The organism is Pseudomonas sp. H1_D04 (genome assembly GCF_054683855.1).
In genome coordinates this window covers 195,889-212,009 of record NZ_CP162826.1, presented here as the reverse complement: position 1 = coordinate 212,009, position 16,121 = coordinate 195,889, and the positions used below count along the sequence as shown (strand labels likewise).

12 protein-coding genes, 4 tRNA genes and 1 pseudogene are annotated in these 16,121 nt (G+C 58.3%); 8 read left to right on the top strand and 9 right to left on the bottom strand.

Annotated features, from left to right (window positions below; translation table 11 throughout):
- Positions 1-2 precede the first annotated feature (2 nt).
- The 3 genes from AB4N82_RS01000 to AB4N82_RS00990 all read left to right on the top strand — a co-directional run bounded on the left by AB4N82_RS01000 (position 3) and on the right by AB4N82_RS00990 (position 4,382).
- The gene (locus AB4N82_RS01000; protein ID WP_122765363.1) at positions 3-1,202 is read left to right on the top strand and encodes an MFS transporter; all 1,200 of its coding nucleotides are present in this window, start codon (positions 3-5) and stop codon (positions 1,200-1,202) included.
- 88 nt (positions 1,203-1,290) lie between these two features.
- Complete coding sequence (locus AB4N82_RS00995) at positions 1,291-2,439, top strand: TDT family transporter (protein ID WP_460104181.1); 1,149 nt, start codon at positions 1,291-1,293, stop codon at positions 2,437-2,439.
- 68 nt (positions 2,440-2,507) lie between these two features.
- Entirely contained in the window at positions 2,508-4,382 is a 1,875-nt protein-coding gene (locus tag AB4N82_RS00990; RefSeq protein WP_032889250.1) for an MFS transporter, read from the top strand.
- A gap of 117 nt (positions 4,383-4,499) precedes the next feature.
- On the opposite strand, the gene sugE is transcribed toward AB4N82_RS00990, so the two are convergent.
- The 3 genes from sugE to rdgC form a co-directional block, all read right to left on the bottom strand.
- The gene (gene sugE / locus AB4N82_RS00985; protein ID WP_095184284.1) at positions 4,500-4,814 is read right to left on the bottom strand and encodes a quaternary ammonium compound efflux SMR transporter SugE; all 315 of its coding nucleotides are present in this window, start codon (positions 4,812-4,814) and stop codon (positions 4,500-4,502) included.
- A 105-nt stretch (positions 4,815-4,919) separates the two neighbouring features.
- Entirely contained in the window at positions 4,920-5,885 is a 966-nt protein-coding gene (locus AB4N82_RS00980) for a bile acid:sodium symporter family protein (protein WP_032885981.1), read from the bottom strand.
- A gap of 152 nt (positions 5,886-6,037) precedes the next feature.
- Positions 6,038-6,958: a recombination-associated protein RdgC gene (gene rdgC / locus AB4N82_RS00975; RefSeq protein ID WP_010567523.1), complete on the bottom strand. Its 921-nt coding sequence runs from the start codon at positions 6,956-6,958 to the stop codon at positions 6,038-6,040.
- 159 nt (positions 6,959-7,117) lie between these two features.
- Between rdgC and AB4N82_RS00970 the strand changes: the two genes are divergently transcribed.
- The 4 genes from AB4N82_RS00970 (at position 7,118) to AB4N82_RS00955 (ending at position 7,637) form a co-directional block, all read left to right on the top strand.
- A tRNA-Val gene (locus AB4N82_RS00970) sits at positions 7,118-7,193 on the top strand.
- 19 nt (positions 7,194-7,212) lie between these two features.
- Positions 7,213-7,289: transfer RNA gene (locus AB4N82_RS00965), tRNA-Asp, on the top strand.
- 176 nt (positions 7,290-7,465) lie between these two features.
- A tRNA-Val gene (locus tag AB4N82_RS00960) sits at positions 7,466-7,541 on the top strand.
- A gap of 19 nt (positions 7,542-7,560) precedes the next feature.
- Positions 7,561-7,637: transfer RNA gene (locus AB4N82_RS00955), tRNA-Asp, on the top strand.
- A gap of 240 nt (positions 7,638-7,877) precedes the next feature.
- Here the strand turns inward: AB4N82_RS00955 and AB4N82_RS00950 are convergent.
- The 6 genes and pseudogenes from AB4N82_RS00950 to AB4N82_RS00925 form a co-directional block, all read right to left on the bottom strand.
- Positions 7,878-8,030: pseudogene (locus tag AB4N82_RS00950) on the bottom strand (AAA family ATPase); the annotation flags it as partial.
- Positions 8,031-8,099: 69 nt separating this feature from the next.
- A complete protein-coding gene (locus AB4N82_RS00945) occupies positions 8,100-9,770 on the bottom strand; it encodes a methyl-accepting chemotaxis protein (RefSeq protein WP_122764338.1) in 1,671 nt (556 codons plus the stop codon).
- A gap of 59 nt (positions 9,771-9,829) precedes the next feature.
- The gene (locus AB4N82_RS00940) at positions 9,830-11,083 is read right to left on the bottom strand and encodes an OprD family porin (protein WP_095184287.1); all 1,254 of its coding nucleotides are present in this window, start codon (positions 11,081-11,083) and stop codon (positions 9,830-9,832) included.
- A gap of 91 nt (positions 11,084-11,174) precedes the next feature.
- Positions 11,175-12,479 carry a citrate:proton symporter gene (locus tag AB4N82_RS00935; protein WP_122764337.1) on the bottom strand — a complete coding sequence of 435 codons (1,305 nt, stop codon included), beginning with the start codon at positions 12,477-12,479 and terminating at the stop codon, positions 11,175-11,177.
- Positions 12,480-12,614: 135 nt separating this feature from the next.
- Positions 12,615-13,928, bottom strand: a complete 1,314-nt coding sequence (locus tag AB4N82_RS00930; RefSeq protein ID WP_032885986.1) for a dicarboxylate/amino acid:cation symporter — start codon at positions 13,926-13,928, stop codon at positions 12,615-12,617.
- 43 nt (positions 13,929-13,971) lie between these two features.
- Positions 13,972-15,054, bottom strand: a complete 1,083-nt coding sequence (locus tag AB4N82_RS00925) for a 4-oxalomesaconate tautomerase (protein ID WP_032885987.1) — start codon at positions 15,052-15,054, stop codon at positions 13,972-13,974.
- Positions 15,055-15,219: 165 nt separating this feature from the next.
- On the opposite strand from AB4N82_RS00925, the gene AB4N82_RS00920 reads away from it, so the two are divergent.
- Positions 15,220-16,110 (top strand): LysR family transcriptional regulator, encoded by an 891-nt coding sequence (locus AB4N82_RS00920; protein ID WP_032885988.1) that lies wholly within the window; start codon positions 15,220-15,222, stop codon positions 16,108-16,110.
- Positions 16,111-16,121: the final 11 nt, after the last annotated feature.

Here is a 16,121-nt window from a genome sequence, read left to right as displayed (position 1 = left end):
CTATGTCCAGCCGTATTTCTCATCGTTCGAGCCTGGTGTTCCTGGCGATCACGTTGCTGACGTTTCTAGCGGCTTCCAGCGCGCCGACACCGTTGTATCACCTGTATCAGGAGGGGCTGCATTTTTCGGCAGGCATGCTCACGTTGATCTTTGGCGTTTACGCCTTGAGCCTCTTGGCGGCGCTGTTGACCGTGGGCTCTCTGTCGGACCACCTGGGACGCAAGCCAGTGATTTTTGCTGCGTTGGTCCTGAATATGCTGGCGATGCTGCTGTTCATCAATGAGGGCAGCGTGGCCTGGCTGATTGCCGCGCGTACCGTGCAAGGGTTTGCCACCGGGATGGCCACGGCGGTGCTGGGCGCGGCATTGCTCGACACCGACCGTCAACAGGGCCCGCTGGTCAACAGTGTTGCGCCTCTGCTGGGTATGGCGTGCGGGGCGATGGGCAGCAGTTTGCTGGTGGAGTTCGCGCCGCTGCCGACGCAGTTGATCTACTGGACGCTGCTGGCGCTGATGCTGGTGCAGGCGCTTTATGTATGGCGCCTGCCGGAAACCGTTGATCGCATTCCCGGTGCAGTGGCATCGCTGCGCCCAACGCTGCATGTGCCGCCCCAGGCGCGTCGAGCGTTGTGGCTTTCGCTGCCGGTGGACGTGGCGGTGTGGGCAATGGGGGGCTTTTACTTGTCCCTGGCGCCGTCGCTGGTGCGGGCGGCGACAGGCTCTACGTCGAACCTTATCGGTGGTGGCTTGGTGGCGGTGCTGACGTTGAGCGGGGCGCTGGTGATCTTCAACCTGCGCAATCGACCGGCCAGTAAGGTACTGCGCCTGGGCGCTGCGCTGTTGGCTGTGGGGGTGGCGCTGATCCTCACGGCAGTGCACAGCGCCAGCCTGCCGCTGTTTTTTATCGCCACGTTGATCGCCGGCAGCGGCTTCGGCGCCGGCTTTCTCGGCGCATTGCGCAGTGTGGTGCCGCTGGCCTTTCCCCATGAACGCGCAGGCTTGATGTCGGCATTCTATGTGCTGAGTTATTTGGCGTTTTGTTTGCCTTCGCTGCTGGCGGGCAACCTGATTCGCAGCTTTGGCCTGATCGCCACCACCGACGGTTACGGCGCAGTCCTCATTCTGCTGGCCCTCGGGGCGTTGGTCGCGTTGCTGCTGCAGGATTCGGCAAAGTCCAAGGCGGCCTGCATATCTGCAAAGTAGATAACAGTTAGAGATATTACCCGTTATATAGATATTCGATCAGGTTCTATGATGGTCTTAACCTCATGCGAGGAAGAGGATTTTCATCATGACCTGCTCGAATGCCATCAGCTACAAGCCCTTCAGTCACCTGGCCCGTCCTCGGGAAGTGATTCGCCAATTCACCCCCAACTGGTTCGCCGCGACCATGGGCACCGGCGTACTGGCGCTGGCCCTGACGCAGTTGCCGGTAAATATGCCCGGTTTGCATGCCATTGCCGAAGGGTTGTGGTGGTTCACCATCGGCCTGTTCATCCTGTTCAGTGGCTTGTATGCCGCGCGTTGGTTGATGTTTTTCCACGAGGCGCGGCGGATCTTCGGGCACTCCACTGTCTCGATGTTCTTTGGCACCATTCCCATGGGCCTGGCGACCATTCTCAATGGCTTGCTGCTGTTTGGCCTGCCGCGTTGGGGTGGCGATGTAATCCCGCTGGCCGAATCCCTGTGGTGGCTGGATGTGGCGATGGCACTGGCCTGCGGTGTGCTCATCCCCTTCATGATGTTCACCCGCCAAGAACACAGCATCGACCAGATGACCGCCGTGTGGCTGTTGCCGGTGGTCGCCGCCGAAGTCGCTGCAGCCAGCGGTGGCCTGCTCGCACCGCACCTGGCGGACGCTCACTCGCAACTGGTAATGCTGGTGACCAGCTACGTGTTGTGGGCGTTTTCCCTGCCGGTGGCGTTCAGCATTTTGACCATCCTGATGTTGCGCATGGCCCTGCATAAACTGCCTCACGCCAACATGGCTGCGTCGAGCTGGCTGGCGCTCGGCCCCATTGGCACTGGTGCCCTTGGCATGTTGCTACTGGGCGGCGATGCGCCAGCGATCTTTGCCGCCAATGGCTTGCCTGGCGTGGGTGAAATGGCCAATGGTCTCGGCCTGGTTGCTGGTATCACCCTGTGGGGCTTCGGCTTGTGGTGGATGCTCATCGCTGTACTGATAACCCTGCGTTACCTGCGCGCTGGCATTCCCTTCAATCTGGGCTGGTGGGGCTTTACCTTCCCGCTGGGCGTGTACGCCCTGGCCACGTTAAAGCTGGCGAGTCTGTTGCAACTGGGGTTCTTCAGTGTATTTGGTTGCGTGTTGGTGATGGCATTGACGCTGATGTGGTTGATCGTGGCCAAGCGCACCGTGCAAGGCGCTTATAAAGGTGAGCTTTTTGTTTCGCCATGCATTGCAGGCCTAGCGAATAAGTAAGCGGGATTAGGTAAAGTCTTGGCCTGACAACCTATAAGCCTTCAGGCCACGCAGGAACACGGACGACGATGAGCCATCCTTCGCAATTCACCTTGCTGCGCACACGGCGTTTTCTGCCGTTCTTCATCACCCAGTTGCTGGGCGCTTTCAACGACAACATTTTCAAGCAATCGCTGATCCTGGCGATCCTCTACAAACTCACCATCGACGGTGACCGCTCGATCTGGGTCAACCTGTGCGCCTTGTTGTTTATCCTGCCGTTCTTCCTGTTCTCGGCGCTGGCCGGGCAGTTTGGCGAGAAATTCAACAAGGACGCACTGATCCGCGTGATCAAAATCGGCGAGATCGTGATCATGGCCGTGGGCGCCACGGGCTTCCTGACTAACCACCTAGAATTGATGTTGCTGGCGCTGTTTGCCATGGGCACTCACTCGGCGCTTTTCGGCCCCGTGAAGTACTCGATCATGCCCCAGGCTCTGCACGAAGATGAGCTGGTGGGCGGTAATGGCCTGGTGGAAATGGGCACGTTTTTGGCGATCCTGGCCGGCACCATTGGTGCCGGGATCATGATGTCGTCCACCCATTACGCGCCGATCGTGGCGGTGGCGATTGTCGGCGTGGCGGTGCTGGGTTACCTGGCCAGCCGCAGCATTCCACGAGCAGCGGCGTCTACGCCGCAACTGCGCCTGGACTGGAATATTTTCACCCAGTCCTGGGCCACCCTGCGCATGGGGCTGGGGCAGACGCCGGCGGTGTCACGCTCCATTGTCGGCAACTCCTGGTTCTGGTTTGTCGGCGCGATCTACCTGACCCAGATCCCGGCCTACGCCAAGGAATGGTTGTATGGCGATGAAACCGTGGTGACCCTGATCCTCACGGTGTTCTCGGTGGGCATCGCCCTCGGCTCAATGCTGTGCGAAAAACTCTCCGGGCGTAAGGTCGAAATCGGCCTGGTGCCGTTCGGTTCATTCGGCTTGACGGTGTTCGGCCTGTTGCTGTGGTGGCACTCTGGCGGGTTTCCGCAGAACGTGCAGGCCAATGACTGGCTGGCGGTGCTCAGTTACGGCCAGGCCTGGTGGGTGTTGATCGATATCCTTGGCCTCGGCGTGTTTGGCGGCTTCTATATCGTGCCGCTGTATGCGCTGATCCAGTCACGAACCGCCGAAAACGAGCGCGCGCGCGTGATCGCTGCCAACAACATCCTCAATGCTCTGTTCATGGTGGTGTCGGCGATTGTTTCGATCCTGTTGCTGAGCGTGGTCAAGCTGTCGATCCCTGAGTTGTTCCTGGTGGTGTCGCTGCTCAACATCGCGGTCAACACCTACATCTTCAAGATCGTCCCTGAGTTCACCATGCGCTTCATGATCTGGCTGCTCAGCCATTCCATGTACCGCGTGGAACACCGCAACCTGGAGGCCATTCCTGATGAGGGCGCGGCCTTGCTGGTGTGCAACCACGTGTCCTTTGTCGATGCGCTGTTGATTGCCGGCTCGGTGCGTCGTCCGATCCGTTTTGTCATGTATTACAAGATCTACCGCTTGCCGGTGCTCAACTTCATCTTCCGCACTGCTGGTGCGATTCCGATTGCCGGACGCAATGAAGATATTCAGATCTACGAAAAGGCCTTCACGCGAATTGCCCAGTACCTGAAGGAAGGCGAGTTGGTGTGTATCTTCCCGGAAGGCAAATTGACCGCCGATGGCGAGATGAATGAGTTTCGTGGTGGAGTTACGCGGATTTTGGAGGAGACGCCGGTACCGGTGATTCCGATGGCGTTGCAGGGGTTGTGGGGAAGTTTCTTCAGCCGCGATCCGAACAAGGGGATTTTCCATCGGATCTGGTCGCGGGTAGTGTTGGTAGCTGGCGAGCCTGTCGATGCAGAGGCGGCGACGCCTGAGCAGTTGCAGGCGGTGGTTGGTGTTTTGCGGGGGAGTGTCAGGTAGTTCTGTACTGGATGTATTGGCCTCATCGGGGGCAAGCCCCTTCCTCCATTAGACCGCGCTCGTCACAACAGCTTGGTCAAATGGGGGAGGGGGCTAGCCCTTGATGGCGGTAGCGGCCTAAGTGCTGATCTTGAGGCCAATAAGTCCGCAAATGATCAGCGCCACACTGGCCAACCGAAATAACGCCATGGATTCCCCAAACAGGATAATACCGGCGATCACGGTGCCCACCGCACCCACCCCGGTCCAGATGGCGTAGGCGGTACCCAGTGGCAGTTCCTTCATGGCCAGCCCCAGCAGGCCGAGGCTGATAGCCATGGCGGTGATGGTCAGGGCGGTGGGCAGTGGCTTGCTGAAACCGTCGGTGTACTTCAGGCCGACGGCCCAGCCGACTTCAAACAACCCGGCAAAAAACAGAATGATCCAGGACATGATGACCTCGCTTCTTCAGGCGGGGTCGTCCCCGGATTCAACGCTCGTTGGCGTCGCGAGGTCGTCCCCGCGAAGCCCGTAGAGTGCCGAAAACGGATCGGGCGATCAAGTTTGCGGGGTGTTCTCCAGGATGCGACGGTCTTCCTTCTCGCTCATGCGTCGGAAGTACGTCGACAGCAACGCCCCGGAAATATTGTGCCAGACGCTGAACAGTGCACTCGGCACTGCCGCCAGTGGCGAGAAATGCGCACTGGCCAACGCGGCGCCCAGCCCAGAGTTCTGCATGCCGACTTCCAGTGCCAGCGACTTGCGTTGTGCCAACGGCAGCTTGAACAGTCGCCCAGTGAAGTAGCCCAGCAAGTAGCCGAAGCTGTTGTGCAGCATCACCACGGCCATGATCAGCAGGCCAGATTCGGCAATCTTCGCCTGGCTGGCGGCAACCACTGCCGCGACGATGATCACGATGCTCACCACCGACACCAGTGGCAATACGTCCACCGCGTGGCGAACCCGCTCGCCAAGTACGCGCTGTGCGATCACTCCAAGCACGATCGGCAGTAGCACCACTTGCAGGATCGACCAGAACAGCTCCATGAACGATACCGGCAGCCAGGCCGAGGCCAGCAGCCAGATCAAAGCTGGCGTGAGCAGCGGGGCGAGGAGGGTGGTGACAGCAGCGATGGCCACGGACAGCGCCAGGTCGCCCCGGGCCAACCACGTCATCACGTTGGACGATGTGCCGCTTGGGCAGCAACCGACCAGGATCACGCCGACGGCAATTTCCGGCGGCAGGTGGAATGCCTGGCACAGCAGCCAGGCCACACCCGGCATGATCACAAAGTGCGCAACCACGCCGAGTGCCACGCGCCACGGGTGGCGTGCGACTTCGGCGAAGTCTTCGAGTTTTAGGGTCAGCCCCATGCCGAACATCACCAGACCCAGCAGCGGGACGATGGCGCTTTTCAGCCCGATGAACCAGCTCGGTTCGAGGAAGGCGAGCACGGCGAAAATCAGCACCCAGTAGGCGAAGGTATTGCCGACGAAGCGGCTCAAGGCGGCGAGTGCGCGCATGGGGGTGTCCTTGTTGTTAGATTCTTGAAGTGTAAATGCGATCAAATGTGGGAGGGGGCTTGCCCCCGATGGCGGTATGTCAGCCAACATGTGCGTAGCTGAAACACCGTAATCGGGGCAAGCCCCCTCCCACATTTTGATCTTCAAACGGCTTAGATGCCCTGTGGCGTTTCTTCGCCGCCGAGTGCTTCGATCAACGCCGGCAGGAATTCACCGAAGGTCAGCATCATCAGGGTAAAGCTCGCATCCAGTTGACCCAGTGCCTCGTCGCCGCCGTCCTGTTCCGCCTGATCTTGCAGCAGATCTTCGAACTTCAGGCGCTTGACGGTCATCTTGTCGTCGAGCATGAAGGACAGCTTGTCCTGCCAGGCAAGGGACAGTTGGGTCACCACTTTGCCGGTGGTCAGGTGCAACTGGATTTCTTCGCCAGTCAGGTCCTGACGCTTGCAGCGCACGATGCCGCCGTCTTCGTGAGTGTCACGCAGCTCGCATTCGTCGAGGACGAAGAAGTCATCGGCCGGTTTCTGGGTGGTGACCCAGTCGGTCATGATCGCGGTTGGCGCGGTTTTTACGGTGAGTGGGCGTACTGGCAGGGTGCCGATCACCTCACGCAGTGTGGAAAGCAGGTCTTCGGCGCGTTTCGGGCTGGCCGAGTTGACCAGGATCAGGCCTTGTTTCGGCGCGATAGCGGCGAAGGTCGACGAGCGACGGATAAATGCGCGTGGCAGGAAGGCCTGGATGATTTCATCCTTGATCTGATCGCGTTCCTTCTTATAGACCTTGCGCATCTGCTCGGCCTCGATCTCTTCGACTTTCTCTTTAAGTGCGTCACGCACTACGCTGCCCGGCAGGATGCGTTCTTCCTTGCGCGCGGCAATCAGCAGGAAGTCACCGCTGACGTGGACCAGGGGAGCGTCTTCACCTTTACCGAAAGGCGCGACGAAACCGTAAGTGGTCAACTCCTGGCTTGCACAAGGGCGCGCCAGTTTGGTGGCCATGGCCGCTTCCAACGCCTCGGCATCAACAGGCAGATCTTGGGTCAGGCGATAGATAAGCAGGTTCTTGAACCACATGGGGTGAGTCTCTCCTTTATACAAAGGGGGGCATTATTCTCTTGATAGCGCCCCAGGCCAACCCTGCCTAAGCCATTGGAAGGCCTCAAAAAAAAGATTTAAGAAAGTGCTTGCCAGACCTAGGGTCGCTCCGTAGAATGCGCGCCACACCGAGACGAAGGGTGATTAGCTCAGCTGGGAGAGCATCTGCCTTACAAGCAGAGGGTCGGCGGTTCGATCCCGTCATCACCCACCATTCGCTTCATGTGTTACGCGCAGCGGTAGTTCAGTCGGTTAGAATACCGGCCTGTCACGCCGGGGGTCGCGGGTTCGAGTCCCGTCCGCTGCGCCATATTCGGTAACCTGGAATGCTGAACGCCAGGTCACCACAGAAAGCCCGCTCATTGAGCGGGTTTTTTTTGCCCGAAATATGGCAAAAAGTCGTGCTGGAAACTTTTTTTAAATAAATTGCATTTAAATCAAGACATTACGATTTTTTGGTGTATGATGCGCCCACACCGAAACGAAGGGTGATTAGCTCAGCTGGGAGAGCATCTGCCTTACAAGCAGAGGGTCGGCGGTTCGATCCCGTCATCACCCACCATTCGCTTCATGTGTTACGCGCAGCGGTAGTTCAGTCGGTTAGAATACCGGCCTGTCACGCCGGGGGTCGCGGGTTCGAGTCCCGTCCGCTGCGCCATATTTGCTTCCGCCAAGGCCCACTGAGCGCCTGAAAGCCACGGAAATAGCGGCCTTGTGCCGCTTTTTTCGTTTCTGGAATCCACTGGATTCCACCTCCAGCCACTTGAAAATTGATCCACGGCCGATTGCTGATTGTTGTCCCAATAATTGTGGATGACCTTAGCAGCAGTGTCTTCGCTGAAGACTCATCTGGCCCCACCGCATGCAGGCCTGCTGAACGGTGTCTACGGTGCAGTTCAAACGGCTCATCGTCCTCGATACCCTCTTTGTCCTTGCGCTTTCGTTCACACGATTTGATCTTTCTCTGGGCGGCCAAGGTGCTGTGTTGCAGGCGGTAGGACTCGTTGTCCATTTCGACGATAGGACAGCTGTGTGTCAGCCGATCCACTTGGTAAGTGGCGATATCGGGCAATGAGCCCAGCGCTTGCAACGTTGCAACCTGAACAAACCGACGTCCCGGTTAAATCTTGAATTGCCTCAACAGGCCTTCAAGGCGATGACCGATGGCGTACAGTTCATCGACTGTGTGTACGCCGCTTTGCGTCTGGTCTGCGACGTTTTCAATCGCGTGGGCTATCTGATGGACGCTCCGATTGATTTCTTCGGCGACCGACGTCTGCTCTTGCGCGGCGCTGGCGATGTGCGCGTTCATCGTATTGATAGTGACGATCAACTCGACCGCTTTGCCCAGCGATTGCCCGGCTTGTTCCGCGTGCAGGCTGGCACCATGACCTGCTGCGCCTGAATGGCTCATCGCAGTGACGACCTTGGTTGTGGCCAGGTTAAGGCGCTCGATCATCGCTTGAATTTCCTGGGTACTAAGCTGCGTCCGGCTTGCCAGCGCGCGTACTTCATCGGCAACCACTGCAAATCCGCGCCCCGCGTCCCCGGCTCGTGCCGCTTCGATCGCGGCATTAAGTGCCAGAAGGTTGGTTTGTTCGGCGATCGAGCGGATGACATCAAGCACCGTGACAATGCCTTCTACATCGCCTTGCAGGCTTTTCAACGAGACGCCTCCCGCGGACAAGTCCTCGGTCAGGGTGCCCAGTCGGGCGATGCTTTCATTGACGACCTGCCTGGCGTGCTGGGCCTGCAAATCGGTTTCGCCTGCTGCATCTGAAGCGCTCTGAGCACTGATGGCTACCTCTTGCGCCGCGGATGACATTTGATTAATTGCTGCGGCGACCTGATCGGTTTCCTGGCGTTGCTGTTCCATAACCTTATCGATGCATTTGCTCTGTTCGGCCACTTGGGTGACCGATGTATTCAACTCTCGGGCCATGCCGACGATCTGGCTGACCAGCCCATGAATCTTATCCGCGAAGGCATTGAACGACACGGCCACCTGGCCGAACTCGTCGCGGCTGATGGGTAAGCGCCGCGTCAGATCGCCTTCGCCCGCTGCGATCTCATCAAGGTGCTCACGAATCCGTGACAGGGGGCGCAGGCTGCTTTTAACCAATAACAAGGCGAGCACGCCGGTGATTCCGAGCGCAACCAAGGCGATGACGGTTATCCCATAGACAAGGCTGCGCACGCGCTGATGGATTTCCCCTCGTACTTTGGCAACCTGGCTTTCGATACTGTCCAGGTTAATCGCGGTGACCACGACCATGTCCCAAGCAGGCAGGTAAAAGCTGTAAGCAAGCTTGGGAACGACTTTATCCGTATTGATCAGGGCGCCTGAATAATTGACGAAGTGGGTGTCGTTCTTCGCTGCGGCCACCATTTCCCGGTTCAGGTAAATTCCATTCTTGTCTTTGCGGTCGCTCATGTTAGTGCCGACGCCTTCGCGGCTGTCGCCTCGAAACAGGCGTACGACCTGACTGTCGTAACCGATGAAATAGCCGTCGTCCCCATACTTCATTTGGGACAGTCGCGCGATCGCCAGCGCACGCGTTGCTTTGTCCCCCGTCTCTGCCTGCGCATACAGTTCCGCTACTGAGGTTCGGGCAAGGTTGGCGTAGTCTTTCAAGCGCTCCCGGCTTTCATCAAGCAGGCGTTCCCGAGTCACCGTGACTTCTTGCTCGGCGCTCGACAGCAGAGTGGTGCTCGTTGTCAGCGCCAGCACCGTGGACAACAGCACCACCGGGGCCAGCACCAGCATCAGTACTTTGTTTTTAAACAGCATGCTTGGGGTTCCTCACCTGAATCTGTATGAACGCGGCCGCAAGGGCCGCGATCGTCGACTTACCAAAGGGCGATGTCATAGGTGAGGTAGAGGCGATTGCTGTCGCGGCCGCGGGAGAACTCAGAACGGTAGACATAGTTGCGCATGCGCACGCCCAGCCCCTTGAACGTGCCGGCTTGCACAACGTAAGCCAGCTCGGTATCACGCTCCCATTCCTTGACCGTGGTCGTGGACTTGCCGTCATTGCCGCTCAGGTAGCGCGTTGAAAAGGTCAAGCCGGGCACGCCGACGGCGGCGAAGTTGTACCCGTAGTTGAGCATCCAGGTCTTCTCATCCTCCTCAATGAATTTGCCGATGCCCGCATTACTGAATGAGTAGACGGTTGCGCCGCTGATGTAGGGTAAACCGGCATCACCGCGAAGGGTTTGGTAGCCGCCTCCGACGGTATGGCCTGCGATCACGTAGGACAACTGGCCGCTGAGCATGTCATTGTCGATTTTGCCTGCGTAGGCAGAGCCGCTATCAACGCTGTTGAAGTAGCGCAGGTCGCTGGTCAGCACGCCACCGGCAAGCGGAAGGTCGTGCTGGATGCCGGCAAAGTTCTGTCGGTAAAAGTTCTCCAGCTCCCCGTAGAAATAGCTCAGGCGAACATTCTTACCCCATTTGTACTCGGCCCCGGCGTAATTGAAATCGCCCGACTTTTCCCCGCTGTAGCCATCAGGCACGATCGGCACGCTGTCGGTGGAGTCCCGTAATTTGAAACGGTCCAGATGCCCTCCGGTGACGGTCAGGTTCTCAATGTCGGTGCTGCTGACCTGGGTGCCCTGGTAGGTTTGGGGCAACAAGCGTGCATCGTTGTAAATCAGCACCGGCGTCTTGGGCAGCAAGGTGCCGTACTTGACGGTGGTTTTAGCGAACCTGACTTTTGCGGTAGCGCCGGCGCTGGCAAACTCGTCGGCCGCTCGCCCGTCATCATGCACCGGCATAAGCCCGGTACCACTGCGACCGCGCCCTGAATCAAGCTTTACGCCATACAGCCCCAGGGCATCCACGCCGAAGCCGAGGGTGCCGGCGGTAAATCCGGACTGATAGTCCAGCAGAAATCCCTGGGCCCACTCGGTGCGTTCGCTTTTTGCGGTGCGCGCAGCCCGTGCGCTCAAGCCGTGCTCGTCGCGAAAGTTCTCGTTGAAATACACGTTACGCAGTTGCAGCTTGAGTTTGCTGTCATCAATAAAACCTTCGGCGTTGGCCCCTGCGACGGGTACCAGGCCTAACGCGCAAAACAAAGCCCGACGGGTATACACATGGTTCATGGCAAATGACTCGTTGTTGTTATTTGGGGTACAGGGCGACACGCGCCTCGTGAGTGAGGCGCGATGGAAGGCAGCAGAGGTTGTGGGTGAATCAGGTGAACAGGCTGATGGCCCCGGTCAACAAGGCCAGCGCGGTGACGACCAGAGAGGTCAGCACGGCCCATTTGACGGTGGCCTTCTGGAAGTCGCCAATATCGCGATCGACCATGCCCACCAGCAACAGGGTCGAGGCCACCAGCGGACTCATGAGGTGAACGGGCTGCCCCAGGATCGAGGCGCGCGCGATTTCAAGCGGGTCGATGCCATAAGCGGCGGCGGCATTGGCCAGGATCGGCACCACACCAAAATAGTAAGCGTCATTGGACAGTACAAAGGTCAGCGGCATGCTGGTGATGGCAACCACCAATGGAAACAGGTGACCCCAGGACGGCGGGATCCAGTCGACGAGGGTCTGTGCCAGGGCATCCACCATCTTTGTGCCGGAGAAGATCCCGGCAAAGATCCCGGCGGCAAATACCAGCAACACCACAGTCATGGCATTGCCCGAGTGCGCCAGGATGCGTTCTTTCTGAATGTCCAATTGCGGGTAGTTGATCATCAGCGCGAGCACGAAGCCGATCAGGAACAGGATCGCGGAATGCATCAGCCCCATCACCAGGGCCGCCATCACTGCTATCACCAGCACCAGATTGACATAGGCAAGCTTCGGACGTTTGTGGGGTGTGTCCTCAAGAATCGCGTTGATGTAGCAATCGCCGCCGCCGCTTTGCAGTTGCACGTTGCCGATACGTTTGCGCTCTGCGCGACCCAGTATGAAGGCCGTGAAGATCACCCACAGGGCACCGCCGATCATGGTCGGCAGCAACGGCACGAAGTATTCACCGGCATCCAGGCCCAGCGCGGCAATAGCCCGTGTCGCGGGGCCGCCCCAGGGCGTCATGCCACTCATGATGCTCAGCGACAGCATGGAGATGGTCGCGAGGATCATCGGGTTCATGCCGATACGTTTATATAGCGGCAGCATCGCTGCGCAGGTGATCATGTAGGTCGTTGTGCCGTCGCCATCGAGAGCCACCAGCAACGACAGTAAGGCAGTACCTACCGCGATCTTCATCGGGTCGCCATTGACCCGCTTCAGGATTTTGCGGATCAGCGGGTCGAACAAGCCTGCGTCGATCATCAGGCCGAAGAACAGGATGGCAAACAACAGCAGTGCGGCAGACGGTGCGACCATTTTCAGGCCGTCTAGCATCATCTTGCCGGTGGTGCCGCCAAAGCCACCTATGACCGCGAAGACAATAGGCACCACAGTGAGTGCGACGATCGGCGACAAGCGTTTCGTCATGATGAGGAAGGTGAATACGACCACCATGGCCAAGCCAAGGAAAGCGAGCATAGAACGATTCTCTTGTTGTTATCGTAAAAATGGCTGACGCCGAGGCGCACGAGCCCTGACCCGCCGGGCGGCACAACGGCGCCTGGCGGGGAGGGGGGTCAGTCAAGTCAGGGGGGAGGTGTTATCCGGTTTTCTCTAGGCGCGTTTGGCGACCTTCAAATCTTTCCAGGCGTTTCCTGGTGCCTCGGAAGATTTTGCGTCGAGCATCCGGTTCAGCGTTTCGCGGTGGCAGGCGTTTTCAGACATCGAAATCACTACCGTTGCTACAGCGTTACTGGCCAGGCTGGTCAGGGCGCGCGCTTCAGACATGAAGCGGTCAACGCCGATCAGCAATGCCAGGCCGGCCAATGGGATGTCGTGAATGACCGTCAGGGTCGAGGCAAGCGCCACGAACCCGCTGCCAGTAACGCCGGCGGCACCTTTGGAGGACAACAGCATGATCGCCAACATGGTGATGATTTGCGTCAGGCTCAGGTCGATGTTGCAGGCCTGGGCAATGAAAATCGCCGCCAACGAGAGGTAGATGGCCGTGCCGTCCAGGTTGAACGAGTAGCCGGTGGGCAGTACCAGGCCCACGACGCCTTTTTTGCAACCCAGTGCTTCGAGTTTCTCCAGCATGCGCGGCATCACAGGTTCCGTGGAAGAGGTGCCGAGTACCACCAGGAACTCTTCCCGAAAGTAGCGCAGCAGTTTCCACAGACTGAAGCCGTTGGCGCGGCAAATGCTACCCAGTACCACGAAGACGAAAAAGCCGCAGGCGATGTACAAGGTCATGATCAACTTCGCCAGCGAACCCAGCGAGGTGATGCCGTACTGGCCGACAGTGAACGCCAAGGCCCCAAAAGCGCCGACCGGTGCAAAACGCATCAGGTAAGAAAAGATCTTGAAGACCATTTGCGAGGCGGATTCGAGCACGTCGAGTACCGGTTTGCCACGCTCGCCCAGCGACGACAAGGCAAAGCCGGACAACACCGCAATAAACAGCACCGGCAACACCTCACCTTTACTGAAGGCGCCGATAAAAGTCTCGGGAATGATGTGCATGAAAAACTCCACAACCCCAAGCTTTGCGGCCGACTCCGTGTATTGGGCCAATCCTTTAGTGCTCAACTGGGTGGGATCAATGTTCATGCCGGCGCCCGGCTGGAACACGTACACCGCGACCAGGCCAATCAATAGGCTGATCACCGTCAGGACGAAGAACAGCAGCATGGTTTTGCCGAGCAGGCGTCCGAGCGAGCGTTTGTCGCTCATCCCGGCGATGCCGGTGACGATGGTGCAGAACACCACGGGGGCAATCATCATCTTGATAAGTTTGATGAACGCGTCACCCAGCGGTTTGAGTGCAATGGCCTGCTGGGCCCAGAAATGCCCGACGACGATGCCGAGCACCACGGCGCAGAGAATCTGGAAGTAGAGCGATTTAACAACTTTCATGGCATCACCCATTTTTAGAATTGTGCGGATGCAAAAATGCCAACGACCGCCGGAATTATCCGGCGAGGCGCTGAGAGTCAGTGGCGTAGACGTAACCGGAAAAAAGCCTGCGCGCGGTGCGTACGACGGACGCTTGAATTGTCTCACCGTTGACGCCGGTGTAGGACAATACGACATCAATTCCGCCGCTCGGGTGTTCGATACGCACCGCTTCAAGGCGCGGCGTACTGATCCCGCCGAGCATCTGCGCGACGATGCTGCCCTCTATCACGCACGCGGTCGCTAAACCAATCGAGCCCGTAATGGCCAGCGCGCGGTGGCAGCTGTGTGGCATGAAATAGCGAACCTGAATCGTACCGCCGGCTTTCGCAGGCGACACCAGGACCGGCTTGGGAATTACCTTGTTGCTGACATCGCCTAAGCCCATGGCCAAGCCGGCCTGAAGCCGCAGTGTCTCAAGGCGTCGCAGGAAGTCTTTATCAGCGTCCAGTTCCGCAGGGGTCTCATCGCCACGCTTGCCCAGTTGGCTGGCCTCGACGAGCACCATGGGCATCGCCATGTCGATACAGGTCACCGCAATGCCGTCGATGACGTCTTGCGTGTTGCCGGTGGGAAAGAGTTTGCCAGTCTTGCTGCCGGCTGCATCCAGGAAGGTCAATTGCACCGGCGCTGCGGTACCGGGCACGCCATCAATGGCGGTATCACCCTCATAACTGACTTTGCCATTCGGTGTGTACACCTCGGAATGGATGAACGTCCCAGTGTTTACGTTGCGAATACGCACACGAGTGCGCTCTTGGGTGGCTTTGACCAGGCCCTGTTCGATGGCGAACGGGCCAACCGCGCACAGCATGTTGCCGCAGTTGGGTGCGCTGTCGACCCGGCGTTGTGAAACCATCACTTGAACGAACAAGTAATCAACGTCCGCATCCGGGTGCAGCGAAGGGCTGACAATCGCAACCTTGCTGGTTTGCGGATTGCCACCGCCAATTCCGTCGATCTCCAGTTCATGGCCGGAGCCCATCAGGTTGAGTAGCAGTTCGTCACGGGCCTCAACGGCTGCGGGCAAGTCCCAGTCGAGAAAAACCGGACCTTTTGAGGTACCACCACGCATCAGCACACAGGGAATTCTTTGCATGACACTGACTCTTGTTGATCAATCGGTGTAATTGATGTTCTTGGAGCAAGAGTCTCAAGCTTTAAAAAATGTTTCAAATGCAAAAATTGAAGCGATTATTGCGTTTTGCGAATGATAAATTTACGCTGAATTTCTTTTTGACGCCTTCTGCTGACGAGATAAGACATGGAATATGAGCTAAACGATATCCGATCATTCGTGAAAATCGCCGAACTTGGGAGCTTTCACGAAGCAGCTGATGCCTTGCACCTGTCTCAACCCGCACTCAGTCGGCGGATAAAAAAGCTGGAAGAGGGGTTGGGCACCGCATTGCTTGATCGCACCACGCGCAAGGTCAGCCTCACGAGCGTCGGCCGTGACTTTCTTCCAAAGGCACGTCGGTTGCTGGACGACTTCGATGAGTCGATTCTCAATATCCGTGAATTGGCCGAACGCCAGATTGGCCGTGTCACCCTGGCGTGCATCCCTACTGCCGCATTCTATTTTTTGCCCTCAGTGATCCGCCTGTATAACGAGCGCTATCCAAAAATCCGCATCCGTCTACTGGATTTGAGTGCCAATGAGGGGCTTGAAGCGGTACTGCGCGGGGAAGCCGACTTCGGTATCAATATGATGAGTGGGCAGCACCCGGACATTGAGTTCGTCCCATTGGTCAGCGAACCTTTTGTATTGGCGTGCCGGCGTGATCATGAATTGGCCGGACGCAGTTCGGTCACCTGGTCTGAATTGAGCGATTACCGTCTTATCGGGGTAGGGCGCCTGAGCGGTAACCGGATGCTGCTCGATCACGCGCTGTCTGGCTTGAGTTGGCGGCCGCAATGGTTCTACGAAGTCCAGCACCTCTCTACTTCGCTGGGGCTGGTGGAGGCTGGGCTGGGGGTTTCGGCGATGCCGAGCCTGGCCATGCCGGCGGAAGATCATCCCACTTTGGTCAGCGTCCCGTTGATCGAGCCAGTGGTAAACCGCTCATTGGGCCTGGTCTACCGCCGCGGGGCATCGCTCTCGCCGGCAGCGGAAAAATTCGTCTCGATACTGCTTGAGCAGTGGCCGCAATGAGCCATACGGCG

Coding starts and splice junctions, on each gene's coding strand:
- AB4N82_RS01000 (WP_122765363.1), top strand. CDS start 3: ATGTCCAGCCGTATTTCTCATCGTTCGAGCCTGGTGTTCCTGGCGATC.
- AB4N82_RS00995 (WP_460104181.1), top strand. CDS start 1,291: ATGACCTGCTCGAATGCCATCAGCTACAAGCCCTTCAGTCACCTGGCC.
- AB4N82_RS00990 (WP_032889250.1), top strand. CDS start 2,508: ATGAGCCATCCTTCGCAATTCACCTTGCTGCGCACACGGCGTTTTCTG.
- sugE (WP_095184284.1), bottom strand. CDS start 4,814: ATGTCCTGGATCATTCTGTTTTTTGCCGGGTTGTTTGAAGTCGGCTGG.
- AB4N82_RS00980 (WP_032885981.1), bottom strand. CDS start 5,885: ATGCGCGCACTCGCCGCCTTGAGCCGCTTCGTCGGCAATACCTTCGCC.
- rdgC (WP_010567523.1), bottom strand. CDS start 6,958: ATGTGGTTCAAGAACCTGCTTATCTATCGCCTGACCCAAGATCTGCCT.
- AB4N82_RS00945 (WP_122764338.1), bottom strand. CDS start 9,770: ATGCTGTTTAAAAACAAAGTACTGATGCTGGTGCTGGCCCCGGTGGTG.
- AB4N82_RS00940 (WP_095184287.1), bottom strand. CDS start 11,083: ATGAACCATGTGTATACCCGTCGGGCTTTGTTTTGCGCGTTAGGCCTG.
- AB4N82_RS00935 (WP_122764337.1), bottom strand. CDS start 12,479: ATGCTCGCTTTCCTTGGCTTGGCCATGGTGGTCGTATTCACCTTCCTC.
- AB4N82_RS00930 (WP_032885986.1), bottom strand. CDS start 13,928: ATGGGTGATGCCATGAAAGTTGTTAAATCGCTCTACTTCCAGATTCTC.
- AB4N82_RS00925 (WP_032885987.1), bottom strand. CDS start 15,054: ATGCAAAGAATTCCCTGTGTGCTGATGCGTGGTGGTACCTCAAAAGGT.
- AB4N82_RS00920 (WP_032885988.1), top strand. CDS start 15,220: ATGGAATATGAGCTAAACGATATCCGATCATTCGTGAAAATCGCCGAA.